Origin of the sequence: Novosphingobium aeonii (genome assembly GCF_052279045.1) — a bacterium.
Lineage (GTDB): Bacteria > Pseudomonadota > Alphaproteobacteria > Sphingomonadales > Sphingomonadaceae > Novosphingobium.
On the sequence record NZ_CP176832.1, the window covers coordinates 2,038,887 to 2,061,916 of the forward strand.

A 23,030-nucleotide genomic window follows, 5' to 3' on the forward strand; every position below is an offset into this window, starting at 1 on the left:
AGCCATGGATATTGCACTCTCACTCATGATCCCGGCCATCATCGCGCTCCTGCTGGGCGCGCTGGCGCTCTACCGACGCGGCGGCAATCGCAAGCAGGCCGGATTGATGCTGGTGCTGGCGGGCGTGCTCACCGTCAACGTGGCGATCTGGACCCTGCCCAATTCCAACGGCGATACGCTGGCGCGCGCGGGAGATGCGAAAACGGCGCCGGAGTAAATCTCCGGCGCCGCTCATCCGTTCGAAACGCCCTGGATCAGGTTCGGGGCGTTACTTGATCGGGCAGTCCGGCGCGAGGCGCATGTCGAGGTAGTTGTCTACCGAGCGCATGAGATCCGGCACTTCGTTTTCGAAGAAGTGGTTGGCGCGCGGGATTTCGTCGTGATGGATGGTGATGTGCTTCTGCGTGCGCAGCTTGTCGACCAGCTTCTGCACGGCGCCCGGCGTAACCACCGTGTCTGCCGCGCCCTGCACGATGATCCCCGATGCGGGGCAGGGCGCCAGGAACGAGAAGTCGTACATGTTCGCCGGCGGGGCTACCGAGATGAAGCCGCGGATTTCCGGGCGGCGCATCAGCAGCTGCATGCCGATCAGCGCACCGAACGAGTAGCCCGCGATCCAGGTGGTCGAGGCTTCGGGATGGATCGACTGCACCCAGTCTAGCGCGGCGGCGGCGTCGGACAGTTCGCCCACGCCATTGTCGAAGCTGCCCTGGCTGCGGCCGACGCCGCGGAAATTGAAGCGCAGGGTGGCGAAGCCGCGCGCCACGAACGTCTTGTAGAGGTGCTGGGTGATGCGGTCGTTCATCGTCCCGCCGGCCTGGGGGTGCGGGTGGAGGATCATCGCCACGGGCGCGCGCGGACGCGGTGCCGGCTGGAAACGGCCTTCAAGGCGACCTTCGGGTCCGGGGAAGATGACTGCGGGCATGTGTCTGCGAACCTGACCTGTTGAAACTCCCGCGAAACGGCGGCGAAATTCTCGCCAGCCATCGCGGGAGTGGAAAAAGGGAAGTTCGCTATATAGAAACCTTGGCTCCGAAAACAACTTTTCAAGCGATGTCAGCTCAACAGATCTATCTCGACCACGCGGCGACCACGCCGCTCCTGCCCCAGGCGCGCAATGCATGGCTGGAAGGTGCGGCTTTCTGGGCCAATCCTTCGAGCCCTCACCGGCAGGGCCGCGCAGCGCGTGCCGCGCTCGAAGACGCGCGCGCCCGGATGAAAGGGCTGCTCGGGTGGCAGGGTGAACTGATTTTCACTTCGGGTGCGAGCGAGGCTCTCGCCATTGCCATTCGCGGGTCGAAACGCGTGCTTTCTGCGGTTTCTCCGATCGAGCATGAGGCGGTGCTGCGTCATGGCGCGGCGGCAGCAAGGCTTGCCGTGGACTCCTCGGGCCTAGTCGATCCGGCGGGTGCGGCGCTGGAGGGGCTGGTCGCGGTGCAGCAGGTCAATTCCGAAACGGGCGTGATCCAGCCGCTGGCCGAAGTCGCAGAGGCGGTGAAAGCCGCCGGCGGCGTGCTGCTTGCCGACTGTGCGCAAGGCGCGGGGAAGCTCTCGTTGCCACCCGCCGACCTCATCGCCCTGGCGGCGCACAAGTTCGGCGGCCCCATCGGCACCGGCGCGCTGCTGGTGCGCGACTGGGCCTTGCTCGAACCGAGCGGTGGTCAGGAGCGTGGCTACCGTGCGGGAACCGAGAACCTCCCCGGCGCACTGGCAATGGTCGCCGCGCTGGAGGCCGGCAGCGAATGGATGGTCGAGGCCCGCAGGCTTCGCGCCCTGCTCGAGACGGAAATCCTGGCGGCCGGGGGTGAAGTGGTCGGCGGCGAAGCCGAACGAAGCCCGACAATCGGCGGTTACCGGATGCCGGGGCTGTCTTCCGCCGCGCAGCTCATCCGGTTCGACGCCATGGGCATCGCCGTCTCTGCGGGAAGCGCCTGTTCCTCTGGATCGCTCAGGACCAGTCACGTTCTGGAGGCGATGAACTATCCGCATCCGACGGAAGTGATCCGGGTGTCGATCGGCCGCGAGACTTGCGAGGCCGATATCGCGCGCTTCCTTGATGCCTGGCGCGCGATTGCCGGAAGCCGGCGCGCGGCATGATCTATCTCGACTATCAGGCGACGACGCCGCTGGCTCCCGAAGCGCGCGAGGCCATGCTGCCATGGCTGGGCGGGCCGGAAGCGGTGGGCTTCGCCAACCCCCATAGCCCGCACCGGCCGGGCCGGGCCGCTGCCGCCATCGTTGAAGTGGCACGCGATCAGGTTGCCGCCTTGCTGCCGCCGGGCGGGCGGGTGATCTTCACTTCCGGTGCGACCGAGGCGATCAATCTCGCCATGGCGGGGAGCAGGGCGCGGAGCCTTGCGGTTTCCGCCATCGAACATGCCGCCGTGCTCGACACGGCGCGGGCGCTCGATCCGGCGGTTTCCATCCTGCCGGTGAACGCGGAGGGGCTGGTCGATCCGGCCACGAAGATCGCGGAAGGGACGGGCCTTGTCGCCGTCATGCAGGTCAACAACGAGATCGGCACGATCCAGCCGGTCGAAGCTCTTGCCCGAGCCGTCCATGCCGCAGGCGCGCTGTTCCTTTGCGATGCCGTCCAGGGGGCGGGCAAGATCGCGGCGCCTGTCGGCGCGGACCTGATCGCGATCTCGGCCCACAAGCTCTATGGGCCGAAGGGGATCGGGGCGCTCTGGGTGCGTGACGGGCTTGAGCTGGCGCCGATGATGCACGGCGGCGGGCAGGAGCAGGGCCTGCGTTCGGGCACGCTCAGTCCCGCGCTTTGCGCCGGGTTCGGCGTGGCCGCATCGCTCGCGGCAGCGCGGATGGAAGAGGACGCCGCGCGTGTCGAGGCGTTGTGGGATGCCGCGCGCGCAGTGCTGGCGCGCTGGACCCTCAACGGCTCGTCCACAGATCGCTGGCGCGGAAATCTCAACTTGCGCTTGCCGGGGCTCGATGTGGCGCGGCTGATGTCCGACCTCAGGAACGTGGCGTTTTCCGCCGGTTCCGCCTGTGCCAGCGGCTCGGGACGGCCCAGCCACGTGCTCAAGGCGCTCGGACTTTCCGATTCCGGCGCCAAAGCCTCTATCCGTCTGGGATTCGGGCGATATAGTGACCTTGGGGAGCTGAAGGATGCCTGCATACGAATAGAAGCCGCAGCAGCGGCGCAGGGAGTCTGAGTTGCTGAACGTGAGGTTTTTGACCGCGGAAGGAAAACTCGTTCTGGCCGAGGCCGAGACGGGAGACGTTCTGCTGCGTGTGGCGCAAGCTGCCGGTATGCCGCTCGAAGGAACGTGCGAGGGGCAGATGGCCTGCTCGACCTGCCACGTGATCGTCGCGCCCGACTGGTTCGACAGGCTGGAACCGGCCTCGATGGACGAGGAAGACATGCTCGACCTCGCCGCCGGAGTTGCGCGGACCAGCCGCCTGTCCTGCCAGATCGAACTGACTCAGGCGCTGGACGGTTTGGAGGTCAGGATTCCGGGCGTTTCACGGGACATGCAGATCGGCTGATCGTCACCCCGGAACAGTCCGGGATGACGACTTCGGCCTGTTCAGGCTTCCTCGCCCGGTTGCGTGCGGCGGCGATACAGGCTCATTCCATAGCGGATGCCCAGTCCGACCAAACCCAGCGGCACGATGACGGCTGCGGCGAGGATGAGGAAGCCGATGACCGCGCCCAGTACGGTCCCCACATTGCCGAGAGCGCCTCGGATCGGTCCCATGAAACCGCCGCTCGACGGTGTTCCGGCTTCGTAGGATATGTTTATCCGGCTGTAATCGACGCGGCCTTGCATTTCCGCGAGCCAGCTTTTCGCTTCGTCGATCTCTTCATTGACCTTGGCGACTCCGCGTTCCGCTTCGACCAGTTCGGCGACGGTGCCCTTGCGGCTGGCCAGCACTTCCATCAGCCGGTCACGCAGCACGGTGCGGGCGCGCAGGCGGGCCTCGGTATCGACGATCTGCTTCGAGAGATCCTCACCCGAAATCCCGCTTGAAACCTCTTCGCCTTCCGCGGCGCCGGCGATTTTGCCGAGTTCGGTTCCGAATGAGCGGGCGCGAGGGGCCGCGACGGCGAGCGAGAGGGAACCCGAGGCATAGTCGCCCTCGGCGCCGCTCTGCTTCATGTCGAGGATCTGGCAGACCTGCGGGCCTTGCTTTTCGCAGAGATCGGCCTGTTTGCGCTGGACTTGCGGGATGGCGGCAGCGCTCAGGCGGTAGCCGTATTCGTAGACATAGGCGATCTTCGGCGCATTCGGTGCGCTCACGGCAATGGGATCGCTGCTCCCTGCAGCGACTTCTTCCTTGCTGTCGGAAGTGGTGACTTTTCGAAGGTCGCGAGGAGACTCGCCTCCGCAACCGGCAAGCGCCAGTAAAGCCAAGGCCATGAATGTCTTGCGCATCGTTTCCCCCTTTTGATGGCGCGCTGATTCGAAGGCAGGCGCTATCCGAGCGGCAAGCTTATGGAAAACGCTGAAAAGCGACTTTGGCACTGGGAAGGGCGCTGCTAGGGTCCGTGCCATGGTGACCACGACCGACGAAGACTCAGATCCTTTCGACGCCATCGTCGATGCGCCTTTCGATGCTGCGCTCTCAGAGCGCTATCTTGTCTATGCCCTGTCCACGATCACGGCCCGTTCGCTGCCGGACTTGCGAGATGGACTGAAGCCCGTGCATCGCCGTCTGCTCTGGGCGATGCGGCAGCTCAAGCTTGATCCGGGCAATGCCTACAAGAAGTCCGCGCGCGTTGTTGGCGACGTGATCGGTAAGTATCACCCGCATGGCGATGCCTCGGTCTACGACGCGATGGTCCGCCTCGCGCAGGACTTCTCGCTGCGCTATCCGCTGGTGCAGGGGCAGGGCAACTTCGGCAATATCGACGGCGATAACGCGGCGGCCTACCGCTACACCGAAGCGCGCCTGACGCGCACGGCGATCCACCTGATGGCCGGGCTGGACGAAGGCACTGTCGACTTCGTTCCCACCTACAACGGCGAGGAAAGCGAGCCGGAGATATTCCCCGGCCTGTTCCCGAACCTGCTGGCGAACGGCGCCACCGGCATCGCCGTGGGCATGGCAACCTCGATCCCCAGCCACAACGTCGCGGAGATCATCGACGCGACCTTGATGCTGATCGACAATCCCCATGCCGAGCATGACCAGCTCATGCAGGTCTTCCACGGCCCGGACTTTGCCACCGGCGGCCTCGTGGTGGACAGCCCGGAGGCGATCAGCCACGCCTATGCCACCGGCAAGGGCGCCTTCCGCGTGCGCGGCCGCTTTTCCTGCGGAAAGGACGAGGCGGGCAACTGGGAGGAAACCGGGGTCGAGAAACTGGGCAGCGGCCAGTGGCAGCTCGTCATTTCCGAAATCCCCTACATGCTGGCCAAGGGCAAGCTGATCGAGCAGGTCGCCCAGCTCATCGCCGACCGCAAGCTGCCGATCCTCGAAGACATTCGCGACGAGAGCGACGAGCAGATCCGCATCGTCTTCGTGCCCAAGAGCCGCAATGTCGATCCGGAACTGCTGAAGGAAAGCCTCTACCGGCTGACCGACCTCGAAAGCCGATTCTCGCTCAACCTCAACGTGCTGGATTCGCACCGCACGCCGGGTGTGCTGGGGCTCAAGCTGCTGCTGTCGGAATGGGTCTACAGCCAGATCGACATCCTGCTGCGCCGTACCCGGCACCGGCTGGAAAAGATCGCCTCGCGGCTGGAACTGGTTGCCGGCTACATCATCGCCTATCTCAACCTTGACCGGATTATCGAGATCATCCGTACCGAGGACGAGCCCAAGCCGGTGATGATGGCCGAGTTCGAGCTGACCGACCGTCAGGCCGAAGCCATCCTCAACATGCGCCTGCGGTCCTTGCGCAAGCTTGAGGAAATGGAGCTTCGCAAGGAGCACGAGGAACTGCTTCGGGAGCAGGAAGAGCTCAACAGGCTGCTCGAAAGCCCGGCGCGCCAACGGACCCGGCTCAAGCGCGACCTTGCCAACTTGCGCAAGGACTATGCCGAGAATACCGAGCTTGGCCGTCGCCGCACCACGATCGCGCAGGCCACGCCAACGGTCGAGTTCAGCATGGACGCGATGATCGAGAAGGAGCCGGTCACGGTGATCCTCTCGGCCAAGGGCTGGATACGCGCCGCCAGGGGGCATGTCGCCCTGGACGGCGATTTCAAGTTCAAGGAAGGCGACGGCCCGGCCTATGCCTTCCACGCGCAGACGACCGACAAGATCCTGCTCGCGGTGGACAACGGGCGCTTCTACACGCTCGGTGCCGACAAGCTGCCCGGCGCGCGCGGCTTTGGCGAGCCGATCCGCACGATGATCGACATCGACACCGAGGCGCATATCGTTGCGGCCCTGCCATACAGGCCCAAGGCGCAGTTGTTGCTGGCCTCCAATATCGGGCGCGGCTTCGCGGCGGAAACCGACGAACTTCTGGCTGAAACCCGCAAGGGCCGTGCGGTCATGTCCACCAAACTGGGCGTGCAGCTGGTCGTCGTTCGGGAAATCCCGGCCGAGCACGATCACGTCGCGGTCGTGGGCGACAATCGCAAGCTGGTGATCTTCAGTCTCGAAGAACTGCCGGTCATGGCAAAGGGGCAGGGCGTGACGCTCCAGCGTTACCGTGACGGCGGCATGTCGGACATCACCACGCTGAAGCTGGAGGACGGCCTTTCCTGGACCATGGGCGGCGAAAGCGGCCGCACGCGGACCGAGAAGGACACGGTGATGTGGAAGGTCGCGCGCGGCGCGGCGGGCCGGCTGCCGCCGGTCGGCTTCCCGCGCGACAACAAGTTCCAGGGCTGAGTTCGCGCGCCGTCCCGGTTCCGTTCCGGGACGGCGCCCCGATCCGTACGAAAATCAGGTTGCCGGTTGCGGGTGATGCGGCACGAGGATCAGCGTGCGCCCCTCGACGCGCCAGCTCGCCAGCCGCGAAAGCAGGTTCATGCCGATGACGTTCTGGTCCTCCAGCCCCGGCGCGACCACCACGTCAAGCTGACGCGCGACGACGCTGCCGAAGCGCAGCTCATCGACCGTGCCGAGCCGGGCCGCGACCGTGCCGTTCGCGGTGCGCATCGCGATGTCCTGCCGCATGGTCTGCGGGCGGACTTCGGCACTATTCGCCACTCTAGGCGAGATCGCGGTGAGCGTGGCGCCGGTATCGACGAGAAAATCGCCCTTCACGCCGTTGATCGTGGCCTTGACCCAGAAGTGACCATCACGCGCCATCGGCACGCGCGTTTCGCCGCCGCTCACGCTCTGGCGCGAAAGGCCGAGCTCGGGCAGTTCGATGCCGGGAAGCGTAAAGTCGGTGCCGCTGGTGAGCCGGGTCGCCTGCGCCACGGTCAGCAGCAGGGCCGCCACGACGCCGAGGTTGCCCGCGCCGCGAAGGAATCCGCCAAGCAGCGGCAACGCGCCGCGTAGCAGACCGCCCAGCACCGAGACGAAAATCGCCGCCAGCGCCAGTGCCAGCAAGGGCTGGCCGGCAAGGAAAGTCAGGAGTCCGGGAAAATCCATTACCCGATCATGCCATGAACATGCTGTCGGAACGCTGACGGAATCACGTTCCCCGCCCATTGCGGGGAACGAGGATCAGCCGGTCTCCCTCGACCCGCCAACTGGCCAGCCGGGACAGCAGGTTCATGCCGATGACGTTGGTTTCCACTTCGTTGTCGGGGCCGATGGCGACGGGCAGGTCGCGGGCGGAGATCGACCCGAAATCCAGTGAGCCGGCCGTCGCCATACGCGCGACGATGGTGCCATTGGCCGTATCGAGCATCACGCCCCGGTCACCGGCATCGGGTTCGATCCCTGCGCGCGCGGCGACCGATTTCGAGATGCCGGTATAGGTCGCCCCGGTATCGACCAGGAAATCAACCGGCTCGCCCTGGAGCCGGGCCTGTATCCAGTAATGACCGTCCGCTCGAAGCGGCACGATGGTTTCGCTGCCTTCGATCGAGGGCGGCCGGGGCTCGTCCAGCCAGAGCGCCGCTTCCGAGCGCGTATTGTGCAGGGCCACTTGCGCTACCGTCAGCAGGAGCGCGGCGATCAGGCCGAAGTGGGAGAGATTGCGCAAGGCATGGCCGAGCCGGGGACGGCGGGCCGCCAGCATCCCGGCCAGCACGGCCACGAGGATGGCGCCGATCGTCAGCGCCAGCAGCGGCTGCCGGTAAAGCAGCCCGCCGAGTTCATTCACGTTCAAGAAGCTTGCCCGGCGAGTTCCGCGTCGAGCAGTTCCGAAATCCGCGCTTCGCCGGGGAAGCCTTCCGCCACCCAGCGCTCTTCCACCTGCCGCAGCACGCGGGCGACCTCGGGCCCGGCACCCACGCCGCGGGCGACGATCTGGCCGCCTTTCAGTGGAAACTGCGGCACGTTCCAGCCCGTCAAGGCGGTGCAATCGGCGCCTGCGATCAACAACCGGTCAAGCGCGCCGTCCATGCCGAGGCGATAGGCAAGGGCGCGCGGCTCGCCGGGGGCGCCGTTTCGCGCAGCGGCGACCGCGAGGCGCTTCTTCTGGGCGCCGGAGAGACGGAAGCGCGAGGCGACCTGTTCGGCCAGTGGCACTTGCGCGGGCAGCAGCGCGGCAAGGCGCCGGACGGGATCGGGCCCGGCAGCCTGCGCCCGTTCGGCGGCGATGAGCGCGGCGAGGGCGGCGGTGTCGGCCTCTGGCAGGATCACTTCCAGCACGCCCAGTTCCGCCATGCGCTGCACGGTCGGCGCCGGGTCGGGCAGGCCGAGCAGATTCATCATTTCCATGCCCACACGCTCGCGCGAGAGACCCTTGAGCGTGGGCGCGAGTTCGGAGCAGGCGCTTTCGGCTTCCTCGTCTGCCGGGGTGGTTCCGAACCGGGCCTGGAAGCGGAAGTAGCGCAGGATGCGCAAGTGATCCTCGCGGATGCGCTGACGGGCATCGCCGATGAAGCGCACGCGCCGGACGGAGAGGTCCTCAAGCCCGCCGAACCAGTCGAACAGCTCTCCGCCCACCGGATCGGCATAGAGCGCGTTCATCGTGAAATCGCGGCGGGCCGCATCCTCGCGCCAGTCGGTGGCGAAAGCCACGGTAGCGCGGCGGCCGTCGGTCGAGACGTCGTGGCGCAAGGTGGTGATCTCCACCGGGCCGCCGGGGAGGACGGCGGTGACGGTGCCATGATCGATGCCGGTGGGGACATGGCGGATGCCCGCTTCCTGCAGGCGGCGCATCGTTTCCTCGGGCGGAAGGACGGTGGCCATGTCGATGTCCTTCACCGGCTGGCCGAGCAGGGTGTCGCGCACGGCGCCGCCCACGTAGCGGGCATTTTCATGGCCCAGCGCGGCAACGAGCGCGGCGAGGTCTTCGCGGGCCATCCAGTCGGCGGTCAGTGTCTCAGTCATTCCAGTTCAGCCTGCGGGCAAGATTGTGAAGGATGGCGCCGGTGACGCCCCAGATGCGGTGGTCGTGCCAGGTGATCTCTACGAAGGCGTGGCGGCCGCCTTCCCAGTCGATCCACCGGGTCTTCTGGTTTGCCGGATTGAGCACGAATTCGACAGGTGCCTCGAACCATTGCGCGACTTCGGCCGGGTTGGGCCGGATTTCGAGATCGGGCGGAACCACGCCGATCACCGGCGTGATCTCGTATCCGCTGCCGGTGCGGTAGAGATCGCTGGTGCCGATCACCTGCACATCGCGCGGATGGATGCCGAGTTCTTCCTCCGCTTCGCGCAGGGCCGCCTCGACAGCGGTTTCGCCCGGATCGAGCCGGCCGCCGGGGAAGGCGATCTGCCCCGGATGCGCGCGCATGGTGGAAGGGCGGTGAAGCAGCAGCATGCCCGGGCGCGGGCGCTCCGTCAGCGCGATCAGCACGGCGGCGGGCTTGAACGTCTCGATCTGGTGAATGCGCGGATCGATCCAGAGTTCGTCAGGCATGGTATCGTGCCCGGCTTCGAACCGTCGCGAAACATCGGCGAAGAGCGCGCTCATGCGGGAACCAGCCCGAAAGTCTCGCCCTGGCTGGAAACCGCAAGCTCGCCCCCGGCCAGCGCGATCTCCACGAGCTGCCCGTAAGTGCTGCGGTTCAGGCGGGCTTCGGCGCCGTTGCGCACGCCAAGATAGATCGCGGGCGTTTCCGGGTCGCCCTCGACGCGGATGGGATGTTCGCGCCCGGCAATCACGAGATCATCGGTGTTGAGGCGGAACACGAGCGAACCTTCGTCCTGCCGCACGTCCACGGCGATGAAAGCGGCATCCTCCACCTCGATCGACAGCTTCTCGACCGGGGTGACCAGCCAGTGCCGGCCATCGGCTTCGCGCAGGATCAGCGACGCGAAGGCGCGGACCATGGCATGGCGCCGGATCTCGCCGCCCTGGTGGAACCAGCGACCATCGGCGCGGATCGTCATCTCGCTGTCGCCGGTGATCCGGGGGGACCAGTCGGCGACGGGGGGAAGCTTGCGGGCGGCCAGCAGGTCGGCCACCTGGGCAAGCGAAAGCGCGTTCAGTTCTGGCGGCGGTTCATAGGGCATCGGTCTGCGATGCCAGATAGGGCCTGATACGCCAAGGTCCAGAGCGCCGGGATCGTATCCCGGCGCCGGAGCGAATTATCGCAGCCAGGGCCCCAGCATGCCTTCGCGCGGCAGGACCGCGGGATTGTCGCAGCGGACCAGCAGGCGATGCCGCTCGAACGGGCCGGGCATGTTCCAGCCTTGCGTCCATTCGTTGGTATAGCCCCAGAAGCGGCCGTAGTACTCGGGATCGCCGACCATGACCTGCGGCAGCGGCGCGCGCGAGTCGATACCGGCCATCGCCGCCGACATCAGCGCTTGGCCGAATCCCTGTCCCTGATGTCCGGGCATGACGGCGACCGGGCCGACCATGATCATCGGATGGGCGCGGCCCTCCGGATCGTTGAGCGCGACCGGCCAGCACTGGATCGTGCCGACGAGCATTTCATCGGCGTCGAGCGCCGCGAAGCTCAGGCCCGGCAGCCATTCCACGCCTTCGCGAACCTTGTAGGCGGTGCGCTGGTGTCGCTCGGGCTCGAACGCGCTATCGAGGAGAGCCTCGACGAGAACGGGGTCGACATTGTCGAGCGGAATAAGGGTGGCAGTCTGGGACATGGCGCGGGCCGATAGGGTCGGCACGCGCTTTTGTCGATTCAATTCGGAATCCGGCGAAAGTCCGGTCAGGACTTCGGGGTCAGCTTCAGCAGGTGCCCGGAAGCATCGGCGGGGCCGTCCTCGAGCAGCCAGATCGTGCCGTCCAGGCCCTGTTCGATCTCGCGGATGCGGTTGTCGAGCGGGTAGCGCGCTTCCTCGGTGGCTTTTTCCCCGTCGATCCGCACGCGCACCAGTCCCGGTACGGTGAAGGAGGCGATCAGGACCTGGTCCTTCCACTGGGGAAACAGGGCGCCGGTGTAGAAGATGAAGTTGCCCGGCGCGATAACTGGGTTCCAGCTTATCGCGGGCGCGGCAAGATCAGGGCGGGTGGCATGGCGCGGGATCGGCTTGCCGTCATAGTGATCGCCGTCCGACACCAGCGGCCAGCCGTAGTTCTGTCCCGGCTTCACGAGATTGAGTTCGTCGCCGCCCGCCGGGCCGTGCTCCAGATCCCAGAGCCGCCCCTCGCCGTCGAAGGCCAGGCCCAGCACGTTGCGGTGGCCGTAGGACCAGATCTGGTCGGTCGGCGCGCCCTTGTCCGCATAAGGATTGCCAGGCGCGGGAGTGCCATCGGGCAGGAGGCGGACGATCTTTCCGAGATTGGTGCCGAGATCCTGTGCGGGCGTGAATTTCTGCCGTTCGCCGGAACTGACGAACAGGTACTTGCCATCCGGCGAGAAGGCGATGCGGTGCGAATAGTGGCCCTGTCCCTTCACCTTGGGCACCTGCCGCCAGATCACCGAGAGGCCTTCGATCGCGCAACTCGCCGGCTGGGGGCAGGAGAGGGTGCCCCGGCCGACCACGGCGCCCCGCGTGTCTCCGGCGCCGGCTTCGGCCCAGCTCAGGTAGATCACCCGGCCGTTCAGGGCAGGGCCGCTTTGCCCCGGGGCGAAGGCTACGTCGCCAAGGCCGCCCTGGCCGCCGTAAGCGACTTTCGGCGCGCCCGAGACGGTGCCCGGCGTGCCGTCCGCCAGGCGCAGCATGATCGTGCCCTTCTTCTCGGTCACGATCATCGCGCCCGTTGCCCTGTCGATGGCCATGGCCCAGGGCTCGTCGAAACCGGCGACCTGTTCGACCTTGAACGGGGGTTCTGCGGATGTTTCCGCCGAAGCCTTCTCCCCGGTGGCCGCCGCGCCGCAGCTTGCCAGCACGAGCGCGACGGGCGATACCGCCGCAACGAAGGGTCTGGAGATCACCCGCTTGGTCATGTCGTTTGAATCCCTGTCTGGTAGTGGTCGTTCCGGTGCCGGCCGTCTTGTCATCGGTGTGGACGAGGCGGGCCGGGGGCCGCTGGCCGGTCCGGTTGTGGCGGGCGCGGTGGTGCTGTGCAAGCCCCGGCCTTCGGGGCTGGACGATTCCAAGAAGCTCACCGGCAAGCGCCGCGCGGTGCTGGAAACGACGATCAAGCGCCGCTGCCGCTGGGCCGTGGGCGTCGTGGAGGTCGATGAGATCGACCGTCTCAACATCTTCGGGGCCACCATGCTGGCGATGACCCGCGCCGTTTCCGCGCTTTGCGCCGGGCTGGACGAGGAGCCGCACGAGGTGCTGATCGACGGCAATCTGACACCGGCGGGCCGCACTGCAGACTGGCGCTGGCAGGCCCGCGCCATCGTGGGCGGGGACGCGATCGAGCCGTGCATCTCGGCGGCGTCGATCATCGCCAAGGAACACCGGGACCGGCTGATGCGCGAACTGGCGTTGGCGCACCCCCACTATGGCTGGGAGCGCAACGCCGGTTACGGTACGGCACAGCACCTGGAGGCATTGCGCCGCCACGGGCCTACCCCGCATCACCGCCGCAGCTTTGCGCCGGTCGCGCAGTTGGAGATGGCTTTATGACGGGATCGATGACGTGACGGGCTTCACCGCTGCCGACGTTCCGGGGCAGGCCGGCAAATGCTTCCTCGTCACCGGCGCCAACACCGGCCTCGGCTTCGAGACCACCCGGGTTCTGGCGGCGCGCGGCGCCCGGGTGCTGCTCGCCTGCCGCAGCGAGGAGAGGGCGCGGGACGCGATGGAACGCATCCGCATGGAACTGCCCGGCGCCAACCTCGCCTTCGTGCCGCTGGACCAGGCCGACCTGTTCAGCGTGCGCGAGTGTGCCGAGCAAGTCGCACGCGACGAGCCGCGCCTCGATGTGCTGGTGAACAATGCCGGCGTCATGGTGCCGCCGCTCGAACGCACGGTGCAGGGGCACGAACTGCAGTTCGGGGTGAACCACCTTGCGCCATTCGCGCTGACCGGGTTGCTGCTTCCCAAATTGTCGGAAGCGCCCGGCGCGCGCGTGGTGATTACCGCCAGCCTCGCGCACATGCGGGGGCGGATCGACTGGGACGACCTCGACGCACACCGCAGCTACAAGGCGCGGCAGCGTTATGGCGACAGCAAGCTGGCGAACCTTCTCCATCTCCTGGAACTGGACCGCAGGTTACGCGCCGCCGGTTCTCCGGTGCGCGCAATGGCCTGCCATCCCGGCATCGCCGAGACCGAACTGGGGCGGCATTCGCTGGGCTTCCGGCTGCTGTTCCCGGTGGCGGGCATCGTGCTCAACACGGCGGAGGAAGGCGCCTGGCCAACGCTCCAGGCGGCGACGGACCCGGATGCCGGGGCGGGTAAATACTTCGGGCCCCGGCGGTTTGGAGGAATGTCCGGTCCTTCGGGCGTAGCGAAGCGCAATGCCTCCGCACGCGACGGCGCCGCTGCGCGACGGCTCTGGGAAGTCAGCGTGCAGATGACGGGCATCGATTGCGGCCTTGCCGGTTTTTGAGACGCCAGTCTTTAAATGGCGGGTGCGGGGTAAATTGAACCTGTCTGCGGCAGTGCCTGCCGAACAAGATTCAGTCGTTCGCAGGCCGCCTCCGGCGCGTTCCTCCGCATCTGCGCGCCGACGCCCGAAAACCTGCGCCGGGACAAATTTTTCGCGGTGAGTCCGGGGAGTCACAACCCCCACATCTAGAGTCTGGCGGATCGATCATGACTCGACATCTTGTGTCGGATTCGTTTTGTTCTGTTTGCTGAACACCTGAATCACAAGGGAATCCCACGAGTCGCGGGTTGACGGCGAGTCTCGAAAGACTCACTAGGGCGTCAATCCACAGTTCAAATTCCCGGAGCAAACATGGGCCAGATACTCGTCAAGCAGAAGATCCGCGCAGCCGCGCCGGCGCCTACGCCGAAGGAACTTCTGCCGCTTGGCCAGATCATCCCGGGCGACTGCATCGAAGCGATGCGCACGATCCCCGACGCCAGCGTTGACATGGTCTTCGCGGACCCGCCGTACAATCTCCAGCTCGGCGGCGACCTTTCGCGCCCCGACGGCAGCCACGTCGATGCCGTCACCAACGACTGGGACAAGTTTTCCAGCTTCGCCGTCTACGACCAGTTCACGCGTGACTGGCTGACCGAGGCGCGCCGCGTGCTCAAGCCCGACGGTTCGCTGTGGGTGATCGGTTCGTACCATAACGTCTTCCGCCTCGGCGCGATCATGCAGGACATGGGGTTCTGGATCCTCAACGACATCATCTGGCGCAAGGCCAACCCGATGCCGAACTTCAAGGGGACCCGCTTCACCAATGCGCATGAAACGCTGATCTGGGCGTCGATGGGCGAAAAGTCGAAGTACACCTTCAACTACCGCGCGATGAAGACCCTCAACGACGAACTGCAGATGCGTTCGGATTGGGTCCTGCCGATCTGCAACGGCGCCGAGCGCCTGAAGAAGGGCGGACGCAAGGTTCACCCGACGCAGAAGCCCGAAGCGCTGCTCTACCGCGTGATGCTGGCCACCACCAACGAGGGCGATGTCGTGCTTGACCCGTTCTTCGGCACCGGCACCACCGGCGCCGTCGCCAAGCGCCTCGGCCGCGAGTGGATCGGCTGCGAGCGTGAGAGCGATTACCGCGAGGCCGCTCTCGAACGCATCGAGATGGCGCTGCCGCTCGACGAACGCTCGCTCAAGACCATGCAGTCCAAGCGCAGCGCGCCTAAGGTTGCCTTCGGCACCCTGATCGAGACCGGCTGGATCAAGCCCGGCACCCGGCTCACCGACAAGAAGGGCCGCTTCGAAGCCATCGTTCGTGCCGACGGATCGCTGGCCTGTGACAAGCTGAACGGTTCGATCCACGGCCTCGGCAAGGAACTCCAGGGCGCGCCCTCGTGCAATGGCTGGACCTTCTGGCATCTGGAACATGAAGGCCAGGTCAAGCCGATCGACGCGATCCGCCAGCTCTACATTCTCGCCACCGAGCCTTGAGGCCATAAGGCTGCTTAGGCGGCAAGGCAGGGTATCCGGAGAGGCCTGCGCCGTTGCGGCCCTCCGGCGCGCTCCTCCATATGGGCGCTTGTTTTGGATAAACGATTAGCGAGAGGTGATGGGGGCTTCCTCAAAACCTGTTCTGCGCCGCCCGCGCCCAGGCTAAGAGGCGACCATGACCCGCACCGTTTACATCCGCCCGATCGCCTTTGCCGACAGCCCCCAGAGCGAGGAGGGAGAGGCCATCCGCCTTGGCGGTTCGATGGCCTGGGCGAGCCGGTTCGCCCTGATCGTGCGCGAGAACAGCAGGGTTCGCTCACGCACGCGCTTCGGGGCTGAGCAGGCTGTCGCGGCGCTGGCGGGGCTTCCCGCCGAACTCGGCGCCAGCGCCGAGCTCCAGTGGGCCAACTTGCGCAAGGTCCATGCGCCGCTTCAACTTCCGCTCAAGGGCGGCGGAGTGCGCACGATCCGGCTCGAACAGCCGCAGATCGCCGGTATCCTCAACATGACGCCTGACAGCTTCTCGGATGGAGGAGCCTTCCTCGACGATGCGCAAGTGGCATCCGCCCATGCCGCCGCTATGCTGGAAATGGGGGCGGCAATGGTGGACATCGGCGGCGAATCCACCCGCCCCGGTTCCGGTGCGGTTTGGGAAGGCGATGAGATCAGGCGCGTGGTGCCGATGGTCGAGCGGCTCGCCGCGATGGGAGCGGCGATCAGCGTCGATACGCGCAGACCCGCCGTCATGGAGGCTTCGCTGAAGGCCGGCGCGCATATCATCAACGACGTGTCCGCCCTGCGCTACGATCCGCGCAGCCTGGAACTGGCGGCGGCCTCGGGCGTGCCGGTGGTGCTGATGCACGCGCCCGGCGACGGCGAGGACCTGCATTCCAACGGCGACTACGCCGATGTCGTGCTCGACGTGTTCGACTGGCTGGCCGCCTGCCGTGACCGGGCCGTGGCCGCGGGCGTCGCCCCCGAGAACATCCTGCTCGATCCGGGCGTGGGTTTCGGCAAGACGCTGGCCGAAAACCTTGCGCTGATGAACGGGCTCGCGCTGTTCCACGCGCTGGGCCAGCCGCTGTTCGTCGGTGCCAGCCGCAAGCGCATGATCGGCGCGCTTTCGAACGAGGCGCCCGCGCACCAGCGGCTCGGCGGTTCCGTCACGCTGGCGCTGAAGGCGATGGAGGCGGGCTCGCATGTCATCCGCGTCCACGACGTGGCGGAGACGGTTCAGGCCGCGCGGGTCTGGCGGGGGCTGCGCGATGCGGCCCTGACCGACTTCGCGCAGCTTCCCTGAAAGCGCGGTCAGACCGCCAGATATCCTCCGTCCACCGGATAGTAGGTGCCTGTCACGAAGGAGGCGCGGTCGGACAGGAGGAACGCCGTCACCGCCGCGATTTCCTCGGGCCGAGCCAGCCGTCCCAGCGCGTGCTTGCCCGCCAGTTCGGCGATGGCCTGCTCGGTCATGTTCTTTTCGAGCGCGGGCGTGGAGACGAAGCCCGGCCCGACCGCGTTGATCCGCACTCCGGCGTCGGCATAGTCGAGCGCGGCAACCTTGGTCATGCCGAGCAGGGCGTGCTTGGCGGTCACGTAAGCGGTCGATCCGGCCCAGCCCACCGCGCCAAGGATGGAGGCCATGTTCACGATCGCGCCGCCGCGCGCCGTCATCGCCGGGATCTGGTACTTCATGGCATAGAATACGCTGTTGAGATCGACGTCGATCACGCGCGACCAGGAATCCAGCGGAATGTCGGCAAGCTTGGCAGCGGGCGCGCCGATACCCGCATTGTTCACGGCAAAATCAAGCCGGTCGAAGCTGCCCAGGGTAAAGGCGACGAGCGCTTCGTTGGCGGCAGGGTCCGCCACGTCCAGCCTGAATACGGCGGTGCTTTGCGCGCCCAGTTCGTCGGAAAGGGCGCGGGCGGCGTCCTCGTCGAAATCGGCGATCACCACGCGGCCGCCCTGAGCGACGAGTTCGCGCGCCACTGCTGCGCCGATGCCCGAAGCGGCGCCTGTCACGATACCGGCCTTGTCCTTGAAATCCTGCATTGCGATCATCTCCTTGATGACCGTTCAACGCAGCCGCCCCGGCGCCGGTTCGCGTGATCGGCGATGACTTTTCCGCATTTCCGGTAGCGCGGAACGCGCCTTATCCGCTTCAAATCCCGCGACAAACATGGACGGGCGATGAACCTGCGATTGCTGCCCGATGAACACGGCCAGGCGCTGTGTCGACCAGCGCACGCATGGCGGGGGACTTCACCGAAATGTCCCATCTACGGCCCGTTTCGTCCCGGACGCGGGACTATAATTGCGTCGGCGTTCGTTTCCCTTTCAAACGCGGGCAATAGTGCCTGCGTCCAAGCGAAAGGGAGAAGTCCCATGAACCAGACCAAGAACCTTCGTAATCGCCTCGTGGCGCTCGTTGCGGTTCCGGCCGTCGCCATTCCTGTAGCCGCTTTCGCCGTTCAGCCGATCATGTACGAGGAATCCGTCGCCCGCCAGGAAGAGGCCCTGATCTTCCAGAATCCCATCGGCGGCGTCCAGAACAGCAAGTGGTACGATTATCGCATCAACGTGAACGAGAGCCAGAAGGAGCTCGCCAGCGATTTGCGCCACTCCACCGACATCGAGGATCGCCGCGATGCCTGGGAGGAATACGCGACCGAACTGCACAGCGAACGCGGGAAGTACGTGAAGTACATGAGCAAGCGCGGCTACCGCGTGCCGCACGTCTATTTCGAGAATCTGTGATCCGGGCTTGAGCCACGGGCTTTGGCCGCAAGGTCGGAGCGTTCACCGATCAATACCGTGCGGGCAGCCGTCAGCGGTTTGCCGGCACGGCCGCGTTCAGGCGGCGTTGTCGATGCCGAGTTCGCCGAGCTTGCGATAGAGGGTGGACCTGCCGATCCCCAGCCGCCGCGCCACTTCGGTCATCCGTCCGCGATAGAGGCCGATGGCGAGCCGGATGACGTCGGCCTCGATCTCGTCAAGCGGGCGCAGGTTGCCGTCGGCCGTGTAGAGCATCACCCCGGAGCTTTCGTGCATGGGGCTACTGGGGCTTGTGGATAAACCTGTGCCCAGAATGTTCGTAAGCTGTGGGAAGTCCTGCGAGGTCAGCGCATCTCCGTCGCAGAAGACGGCGGCACGAAACAGGACTGCCTGAAGCTGGCGGACATTGCCCGGCCAGTCGTAAGCAGCCAGCAGCGAGAGCGCGCCATCGGTGATGCCCAGCGCACGCAGCCCCGGCTGTTCACCGATCCGCGCGAGGAAGAACCGGGCGAGGGCGGCAATGTCGCCGGTGCGTTCGCGCAGCGGCGGCAGGCTCACCTTGGTGGGAGACAGCGCCTCAAGCAGTTCCGGCAGGAAATGGCCTTCGGTCACCAGGTCCTGAAGCGGCAGGTTGCTGGCCGCGATCAGGCGCACGTCGATGCGGAAGGAGTGGCGCGCGCCGATCGGGCGCACGTCGCTCTTGCGGATCGATTCCAGCAGCCGTTCCTGCACGCTGAGCGGCAGCCGATCTATCTCGTCCAGCGCAAGCGTGGCGCCGTCGCAATGCTGGAGCGCGCCCACCTGCCGGTCGAACGCGCCGGGAAAGGCGCCCTTTTCGTGGCCGAACAGGGCGGATTCGATGGAATTGGCCGGAAGTCCGCCGATATTGACTATCCGCAGCGGCGCCTTCGAGCGGGGGCTGGCGGCGTGCATCGCCCGGATCAGCATTTCCTTGCCGGAGCCAGTCTCGCCCTCGATCAGCACGGGGCCGTGCCCGCGCGCGGCCTTGGCGGCTACGGCGAGCGCCTTGCGGAAGTTGGGAGCGGCACCGATCATCGACTCGAAGTCGGGATTGGAGGGCATCTTCTCGGTCAGCGGGGCGAGTTCGTCGCTCGGCGCCTCGCGCGTGGTCGCGGTTCGCAGCGCATGCATCAGCCGGTCCGGTGCAACGGGCTTCACCAGATAGTCGGTCGCGCCCGCGCGCATCGCTTCGACCGCCAGCAGCGGAGAGGTGGAAGCGGTGAGCATCAGGATCGGCAGGGCCGGGCGGCGGGACTTGAGTTCGGCGATCAGGGCGCAGGCATCGTCACCGGGCACCCACTGGTCGAGGATGATGGCCGAAAGCTGCATGCCCTGGCGCGTGCCGAGCGTGGCGATCGCAGTTTCCGAATCGCGTGCGATGACCGTGCGCCAGCCCTCGCGCGCCGCCAGTGCCGAAATCAGGCGGCTTTGCGCGGGTTCGTCGTCGATCAGCATGAAGAGGCGCTGTTCTTGTTCCGCCATTTTCCGCCCGCCGTGTCGCCTCCTAGGTATCTCAGTCCCGAATTAGGGCAAACCAGTAAAGACGAAATTAAGGCTCAATTCGGTTCGTCGCAGAGAAACCGTGAAGGCATTTCTGGTTCGCCCTGCCGTTAACCGAAGCATTTGCCGCCGTTCCGGGCCGATTTGGCGGGGTTCGGGCTTGAGCCCGGCCGATGCGACGTCTAAACATAATGGATCAAACGGCAATAATCACAGGGGATACCAGTTCATGGCTTCAGGCAACGACATGAAGGCCGCCACCGCGACCTACAACGGCTTCGTCAAGGCCGCTACCTGGAGCACGGGCATCGTCATCCTTATCGTGGCATTCGTCGTCAGCCTGATTTCCGCCTGAGCGTGGCGGCAGGCACGCGGATCGCCGTTCTTCGGGAACGGGCGTCCGGCGAAACGCGCGTTTCGGCAACGCCCGAAACGGTACGGAAGCTCACCGCGCTGGGCGCCCAAGTGGCGGTCGAGGCCGGGGCCGGCCTCGCCGCCAGCATTGCCGATGCAGACTATGTCGCCGCAGGGGCCGAACTCGGCCCGGCGGAGCAGGCTGCGGCCGGTGCGGACATCGTCTTCGGCGTTCAGGGGCCCGATCCCGCGCTGCTGGCGGGCGTGAAGCCGGGGGCATGGGTGGTCGGCGCGCTTGATCCATCGGGGCAGCGCCCCCGGATCGATGCCTATGCCGCCGCCGGGCTGGAAGCGCTGGCGATGGAGTTCATGCCGCGCATCACGCGCGCGCAGTCGATGGATATCCTGTCCTCGCAGTCCAACCTCGCCGGCTACAAGGCCGTGCTGGTCGCCGCGAACCTCTATGGCCGGGCCTTCCCGATGATGATGACGGCGGCCGGCACGGTCAGCGCCGCCAAGGCCTTCATCATGGGGGTGGGCGTTGCCGGGCTTCAGGCCATCGCCACCGCCCGCCGCCTTGGCGCGCAGGTTTCCGCAACCGACGTTCGCTCGGCCACGCGGGAGCAGATCCTCTCGCTGGGCGCCAAGCCGATCTTCGTGGAAAACGTGCGCGGTATCGAGGGGGAGGGGTCGGGCGGCTACGCAACGGAAATGACCGAGGAATACCAGCTTGCGCAGGCGGAACTGGTCTCCGGGCACCTTGCGAAGCAGGATATCGTCATCACCACCGCGCTGATTCCCGGCAGGACGGCGCCGCGCCTGATCTCCGACGCGCAGATCGCCACCATGAAACCCGGCAGCGTGATCTTCGACCTCGCGGCGCCGCAGGGCGGCAATGTCGAAGGCTGCGTGGCCGATCAGGTGGTGGAGCGGCACGGCGTCAGGATCGTGGGTTACGCCAATACCCCCGCGCAACTGCCGGCAGATGCTTCCGCCCTCTTCGCGCGGAATCTGCTCAACTTCGTTTCGGCCTTCTGGGACAAGGAACTGGGCAAGCCGGTTCTCGACGAGGAAATCGGCAATGCCATCCGCCTGACGCAAGGCGGGAAAGTGGTTCACGAACGGCTGCTCGGCTGAAAAGGCGCGGAACGAGGCGCCTCGCAGGGCGCCGAAAAGGTTAGGGTGCTCATGGACTTCATCTCGATCCTGTCGATCTTCGTGCTGGCCTGCTTCGTGGGCTATTACGTCGTCTGGTCCGTGACACCGGCCCTGCACACGCCGCTGATGGCCGTTACCAACGCCATTTCCTCGGTTATCGTCGTGGGCGCATTGGTGGCCAGCGCGGCGCAGGGCTCGCCGCTGGCGAAATGGCTGGGGCTGGGGGCGGTGGTGCTGGCAAGCATCAATATCTTCGGAGGCTTCGCGGTCACCGCGCGGATGCTGGCGATGTACCGGAAAAAGGACAAGCCGGCGGCGGGCAGGCCGATATCGAAGGAGGCGAAGTGATGGAGCCTCATGCCGTGAATCCGTGGGTGGCGGTGGCTTACCTCATCGCCGGCATCTGCTTTATCCTGGCGCTGCGCGGACTGTCTTCCCCGGCCACGAGCCGCAGGGGCAACCGCTATGGCATGATCGGCATGGCGATCGCCGTGGTGACGACGCTGGCAACGCATGTCCCGCGGATCGACCTTGCAACCGGGCCCGGCCTTCCCCGTTACGACACTTCCTATATCGATCTGGCGTCCATGGGTGAAATCCTTGTCGCCATCGCCATCGGCGCGGTGATCGGGCTCACCACCGCCCGCAAGATCCAGATGACGGCGATGCCGCAGCTCGTCGCTGCATTCCACTCGCTGGTCGGGCTTGCCGCCGTGCTCGTAGGGATCGCCGCCTATTACAACCCGGCGGCGTTCGGCATTCTCGCACCCGGCGGGCTCGATATCCTGGCAGCCAGCCGGATCGAGATGGGGCTCGGCGTCGCCATCGGCGCGGTGACGTTCTCCGGTTCGGTGATCGCCTTCGCCAAGCTCAACGGCAACATGGGTGGCGCGCCGATCCTGCTGCCCGGCCGCCACGTCATCAATCTTGCGGCGCTGGTGGGTATCGCCGTTCTCGTCGCCCTGTTCCACCGGGACACGCCGGCGCTGTTCTGGGCGATCGTCCTGCTCAGCTTCGCCATCGGCTTCCTGCTGATCATCCCGATCGGCGGTGCGGACATGCCGGTCGTCGTATCGATGCTCAACTCCTACTCGGGCTGGGCGGCGGCGGCGATGGGTTTCACGCTCCACAACACCGCGATGATCGTGACCGGCGCGCTCGTGGGTTCTTCAGGCGCGATCCTCAGCTACATCATGTGCAAGGCGATGAACCGCAGCTTCATCTCGGTGATCGCCGGAGGCTTCGGCGCGGAGGCAGGCACGGGCGGCAGCGTAGCGGCAACGGATCGCCCCTGGAAGCGCGGTTCCGCCGAGGATGCTGCCTTCCTGATGAAGGAGGCGGAGAACGTCATCATCATTCCCGGCTACGGCATGGCGGTGGCGCAGGCCCAGCACGTCGTTCGCGAGATGGCGGACCAGCTCAAGTCCCACGGCGTTGGCGTGAAATACGCGATCCACCCGGTGGCTGGCCGGATGCCGGGGCACATGAACGTGCTGCTGGCCGAGGCGAACGTGCCTTATGACGAAGTGTTCGAGCTGGAGGACATCAACGGCGAATTCGCCCAGTGCGACGTGGCCTTCATCATCGGTGCCAACGACGTGGTGAACCCCGCCGCGAAGACCGACAAGGCATCGCCGATCTACGGGATGCCGGTGTTCGACGTGGAGAAGGCCAAGACGATCTTCTTCATCAAGCGCTCGATGGGCGGGCAGGGCTATGCCGGGGTCGACAACGAGGTGTTCTACATGGACCAGACCATGATGCTCCTCGCCGATGCGAAGAAGATGGTAGAGGATATCGTGAAAGCGCTGGCGGACTGATCGAGGGGCTCTAT

The 23,030-nt window shown here is 66.1% G+C and carries 25 protein-coding genes; 14 read left to right on the forward strand and 11 right to left on the reverse strand.

The features are described from left to right. Positions 1–4: 4 nt before the first annotated feature. A complete protein-coding gene (locus tag ACLIMP_RS09945) occupies positions 5–217 on the forward strand; it encodes a hypothetical protein (protein WP_324694781.1) in 213 nt (70 codons plus the stop codon). Between the two features lie 51 nt (positions 218–268). Here the strand turns inward: ACLIMP_RS09945 and ACLIMP_RS09950 are convergent, their stop codons facing one another. Beyond that, on the reverse strand, positions 269–925 hold the full coding sequence (locus tag ACLIMP_RS09950) for an alpha/beta hydrolase (RefSeq protein ID WP_054441549.1): 657 nt from the start codon (positions 923–925) through the stop codon (positions 269–271). Positions 926–1,053: 128 nt separating this feature from the next. On the opposite strand from ACLIMP_RS09950, the gene ACLIMP_RS09955 reads away from it, so the two are divergent. From ACLIMP_RS09955 to ACLIMP_RS09965, 3 genes are read left to right on the forward strand one after another with little or no spacing between them, the layout of a single operon-like run. Then, positions 1,054–2,097 carry a cysteine desulfurase family protein gene (locus tag ACLIMP_RS09955; RefSeq protein ID WP_324694784.1) on the forward strand — a complete coding sequence of 348 codons (1,044 nt, stop codon included), beginning with the start codon at positions 1,054–1,056 and terminating at the stop codon, positions 2,095–2,097. Beyond that, on the forward strand, positions 2,094–3,173 hold the full coding sequence (locus tag ACLIMP_RS09960; protein ID WP_324694786.1) for a cysteine desulfurase family protein: 1,080 nt from the start codon (positions 2,094–2,096) through the stop codon (positions 3,171–3,173). The genes ACLIMP_RS09955 and ACLIMP_RS09960 overlap by 4 nt, the downstream gene beginning before the upstream one ends. A 4-nt stretch (positions 3,174–3,177) precedes the next feature. Continuing rightward, on the forward strand, positions 3,178–3,507 hold the full coding sequence (locus ACLIMP_RS09965; protein WP_369818345.1) for a 2Fe-2S iron-sulfur cluster-binding protein: 330 nt from the start codon (positions 3,178–3,180) through the stop codon (positions 3,505–3,507). Between the two features lie 41 nt (positions 3,508–3,548). Here the strand turns inward: ACLIMP_RS09965 and ACLIMP_RS09970 are convergent, their stop codons facing one another. Next, a complete protein-coding gene (locus ACLIMP_RS09970; RefSeq protein ID WP_324694790.1) occupies positions 3,549–4,397 on the reverse strand; it encodes a DUF4349 domain-containing protein in 849 nt (282 codons plus the stop codon). 118 nt (positions 4,398–4,515) lie between these two features. Here ACLIMP_RS09970 and parC point away from each other — a divergent pair, with 118 nt between their 5' ends. Next, positions 4,516–6,810 carry a DNA topoisomerase IV subunit A gene (parC, locus tag ACLIMP_RS09975; RefSeq protein WP_443477816.1) on the forward strand — a complete coding sequence of 765 codons (2,295 nt, stop codon included), beginning with the start codon at positions 4,516–4,518 and terminating at the stop codon, positions 6,808–6,810. Between the two features lie 54 nt (positions 6,811–6,864). Here the strand turns inward: parC and ACLIMP_RS09980 are convergent, their stop codons facing one another. From ACLIMP_RS09980 to ACLIMP_RS10010, 7 genes are all read right to left on the reverse strand, one after another. Next, positions 6,865–7,521, reverse strand: a complete 657-nt coding sequence (locus ACLIMP_RS09980) for a retropepsin-like aspartic protease family protein (protein ID WP_443477817.1) — start codon at positions 7,519–7,521, stop codon at positions 6,865–6,867. 43 nt (positions 7,522–7,564) lie between these two features. Then, positions 7,565–8,200, reverse strand: a complete 636-nt coding sequence (locus ACLIMP_RS09985; protein ID WP_324699032.1) for a retropepsin-like aspartic protease family protein — start codon at positions 8,198–8,200, stop codon at positions 7,565–7,567. A 2-nt stretch (positions 8,201–8,202) separates the two neighbouring features. Next, positions 8,203–9,375, reverse strand: a complete 1,173-nt coding sequence (locus ACLIMP_RS09990) for a CCA tRNA nucleotidyltransferase (RefSeq protein WP_185997534.1) — start codon at positions 9,373–9,375, stop codon at positions 8,203–8,205. Then, positions 9,368–9,961 (reverse strand): CoA pyrophosphatase, encoded by a 594-nt coding sequence (locus ACLIMP_RS09995; RefSeq protein ID WP_324694796.1) that lies wholly within the window; start codon positions 9,959–9,961, stop codon positions 9,368–9,370. The genes ACLIMP_RS09990 and ACLIMP_RS09995 overlap by 8 nt, the downstream gene beginning before the upstream one ends. Continuing rightward, positions 9,958–10,503: a DUF1285 domain-containing protein gene (locus tag ACLIMP_RS10000; protein ID WP_185997532.1), complete on the reverse strand. Its 546-nt coding sequence runs from the start codon at positions 10,501–10,503 to the stop codon at positions 9,958–9,960. Before ACLIMP_RS10000 ends, ACLIMP_RS09995 begins: the two co-directional genes overlap by 4 nt. 75 nt (positions 10,504–10,578) lie before the next feature. Beyond that, the gene (locus tag ACLIMP_RS10005; protein ID WP_054441574.1) at positions 10,579–11,097 is read right to left on the reverse strand and encodes a GNAT family N-acetyltransferase; all 519 of its coding nucleotides are present in this window, start codon (positions 11,095–11,097) and stop codon (positions 10,579–10,581) included. A 65-nt stretch (positions 11,098–11,162) separates the two neighbouring features. Next, a complete protein-coding gene (locus ACLIMP_RS10010; protein WP_324694800.1) occupies positions 11,163–12,344 on the reverse strand; it encodes a PQQ-dependent sugar dehydrogenase in 1,182 nt (393 codons plus the stop codon). Between ACLIMP_RS10010 and rnhB the strand changes: the two genes are divergently transcribed. The 4 genes from rnhB to folP all read left to right on the forward strand — a co-directional run bounded on the left by rnhB (position 12,343) and on the right by folP (position 16,688). Further along, on the forward strand, positions 12,343–12,975 hold the full coding sequence (gene rnhB, locus ACLIMP_RS10015) for a ribonuclease HII (RefSeq protein WP_054441577.1): 633 nt from the start codon (positions 12,343–12,345) through the stop codon (positions 12,973–12,975). The genes ACLIMP_RS10010 and rnhB overlap by 2 nt on opposite strands. A 13-nt stretch (positions 12,976–12,988) precedes the next feature. Next, complete coding sequence (locus ACLIMP_RS10020; RefSeq protein WP_324694802.1) at positions 12,989–13,903, forward strand: oxidoreductase; 915 nt, start codon at positions 12,989–12,991, stop codon at positions 13,901–13,903. A 351-nt stretch (positions 13,904–14,254) separates the two neighbouring features. Next, positions 14,255–15,388 (forward strand): site-specific DNA-methyltransferase, encoded by a 1,134-nt coding sequence (locus ACLIMP_RS10025; protein WP_132468752.1) that lies wholly within the window; start codon positions 14,255–14,257, stop codon positions 15,386–15,388. Between the two features lie 175 nt (positions 15,389–15,563). Then, positions 15,564–16,688, forward strand: coding sequence for a dihydropteroate synthase (folP, locus tag ACLIMP_RS10030; RefSeq protein ID WP_324694805.1), 1,125 nt, complete (start codon positions 15,564–15,566; stop codon positions 16,686–16,688). Between the two features lie 8 nt (positions 16,689–16,696). Here folP and ACLIMP_RS10035 read toward each other — a convergent pair whose 3' ends face one another. After that, positions 16,697–17,440, reverse strand: coding sequence for an SDR family NAD(P)-dependent oxidoreductase (locus ACLIMP_RS10035; RefSeq protein WP_324694807.1), 744 nt, complete (start codon positions 17,438–17,440; stop codon positions 16,697–16,699). 333 nt (positions 17,441–17,773) lie between these two features. Here ACLIMP_RS10035 and ACLIMP_RS10040 point away from each other — a divergent pair, with 333 nt between their 5' ends. Further along, positions 17,774–18,145: a hypothetical protein gene (locus ACLIMP_RS10040; RefSeq protein ID WP_185997527.1), complete on the forward strand. Its 372-nt coding sequence runs from the start codon at positions 17,774–17,776 to the stop codon at positions 18,143–18,145. 96 nt (positions 18,146–18,241) lie between these two features. Here the strand turns inward: ACLIMP_RS10040 and ACLIMP_RS10045 are convergent, their stop codons facing one another. Continuing rightward, on the reverse strand, positions 18,242–19,666 hold the full coding sequence (locus ACLIMP_RS10045) for a sigma-54-dependent transcriptional regulator (RefSeq protein WP_132468753.1): 1,425 nt from the start codon (positions 19,664–19,666) through the stop codon (positions 18,242–18,244). A gap of 247 nt (positions 19,667–19,913) precedes the next feature. Between ACLIMP_RS10045 and ACLIMP_RS10050 the strand changes: the two genes are divergently transcribed. The 4 genes from ACLIMP_RS10050 to ACLIMP_RS10065 are packed head-to-tail and all read left to right on the forward strand — an operon-like array spanning position 19,914 to position 23,016. After that, positions 19,914–20,039 (forward strand): aa3-type cytochrome c oxidase subunit IV, encoded by a 126-nt coding sequence (locus tag ACLIMP_RS10050; RefSeq protein WP_082370561.1) that lies wholly within the window; start codon positions 19,914–19,916, stop codon positions 20,037–20,039. A gap of 2 nt (positions 20,040–20,041) precedes the next feature. Then, a complete protein-coding gene (locus tag ACLIMP_RS10055) occupies positions 20,042–21,175 on the forward strand; it encodes an NAD(P) transhydrogenase subunit alpha (RefSeq protein ID WP_132468754.1) in 1,134 nt (377 codons plus the stop codon). Between the two features lie 51 nt (positions 21,176–21,226). Beyond that, positions 21,227–21,544 carry an NAD(P) transhydrogenase subunit alpha part 2 gene (locus ACLIMP_RS10060; protein WP_054441587.1) on the forward strand — a complete coding sequence of 106 codons (318 nt, stop codon included), beginning with the start codon at positions 21,227–21,229 and terminating at the stop codon, positions 21,542–21,544. Further along, entirely contained in the window at positions 21,544–23,016 is a 1,473-nt protein-coding gene (locus ACLIMP_RS10065) for an NAD(P)(+) transhydrogenase (Re/Si-specific) subunit beta (protein ID WP_324694815.1), read from the forward strand. Before ACLIMP_RS10060 ends, ACLIMP_RS10065 begins: the two co-directional genes overlap by 1 nt. The last annotated feature ends 14 nt before the right edge of the window (positions 23,017–23,030 follow it).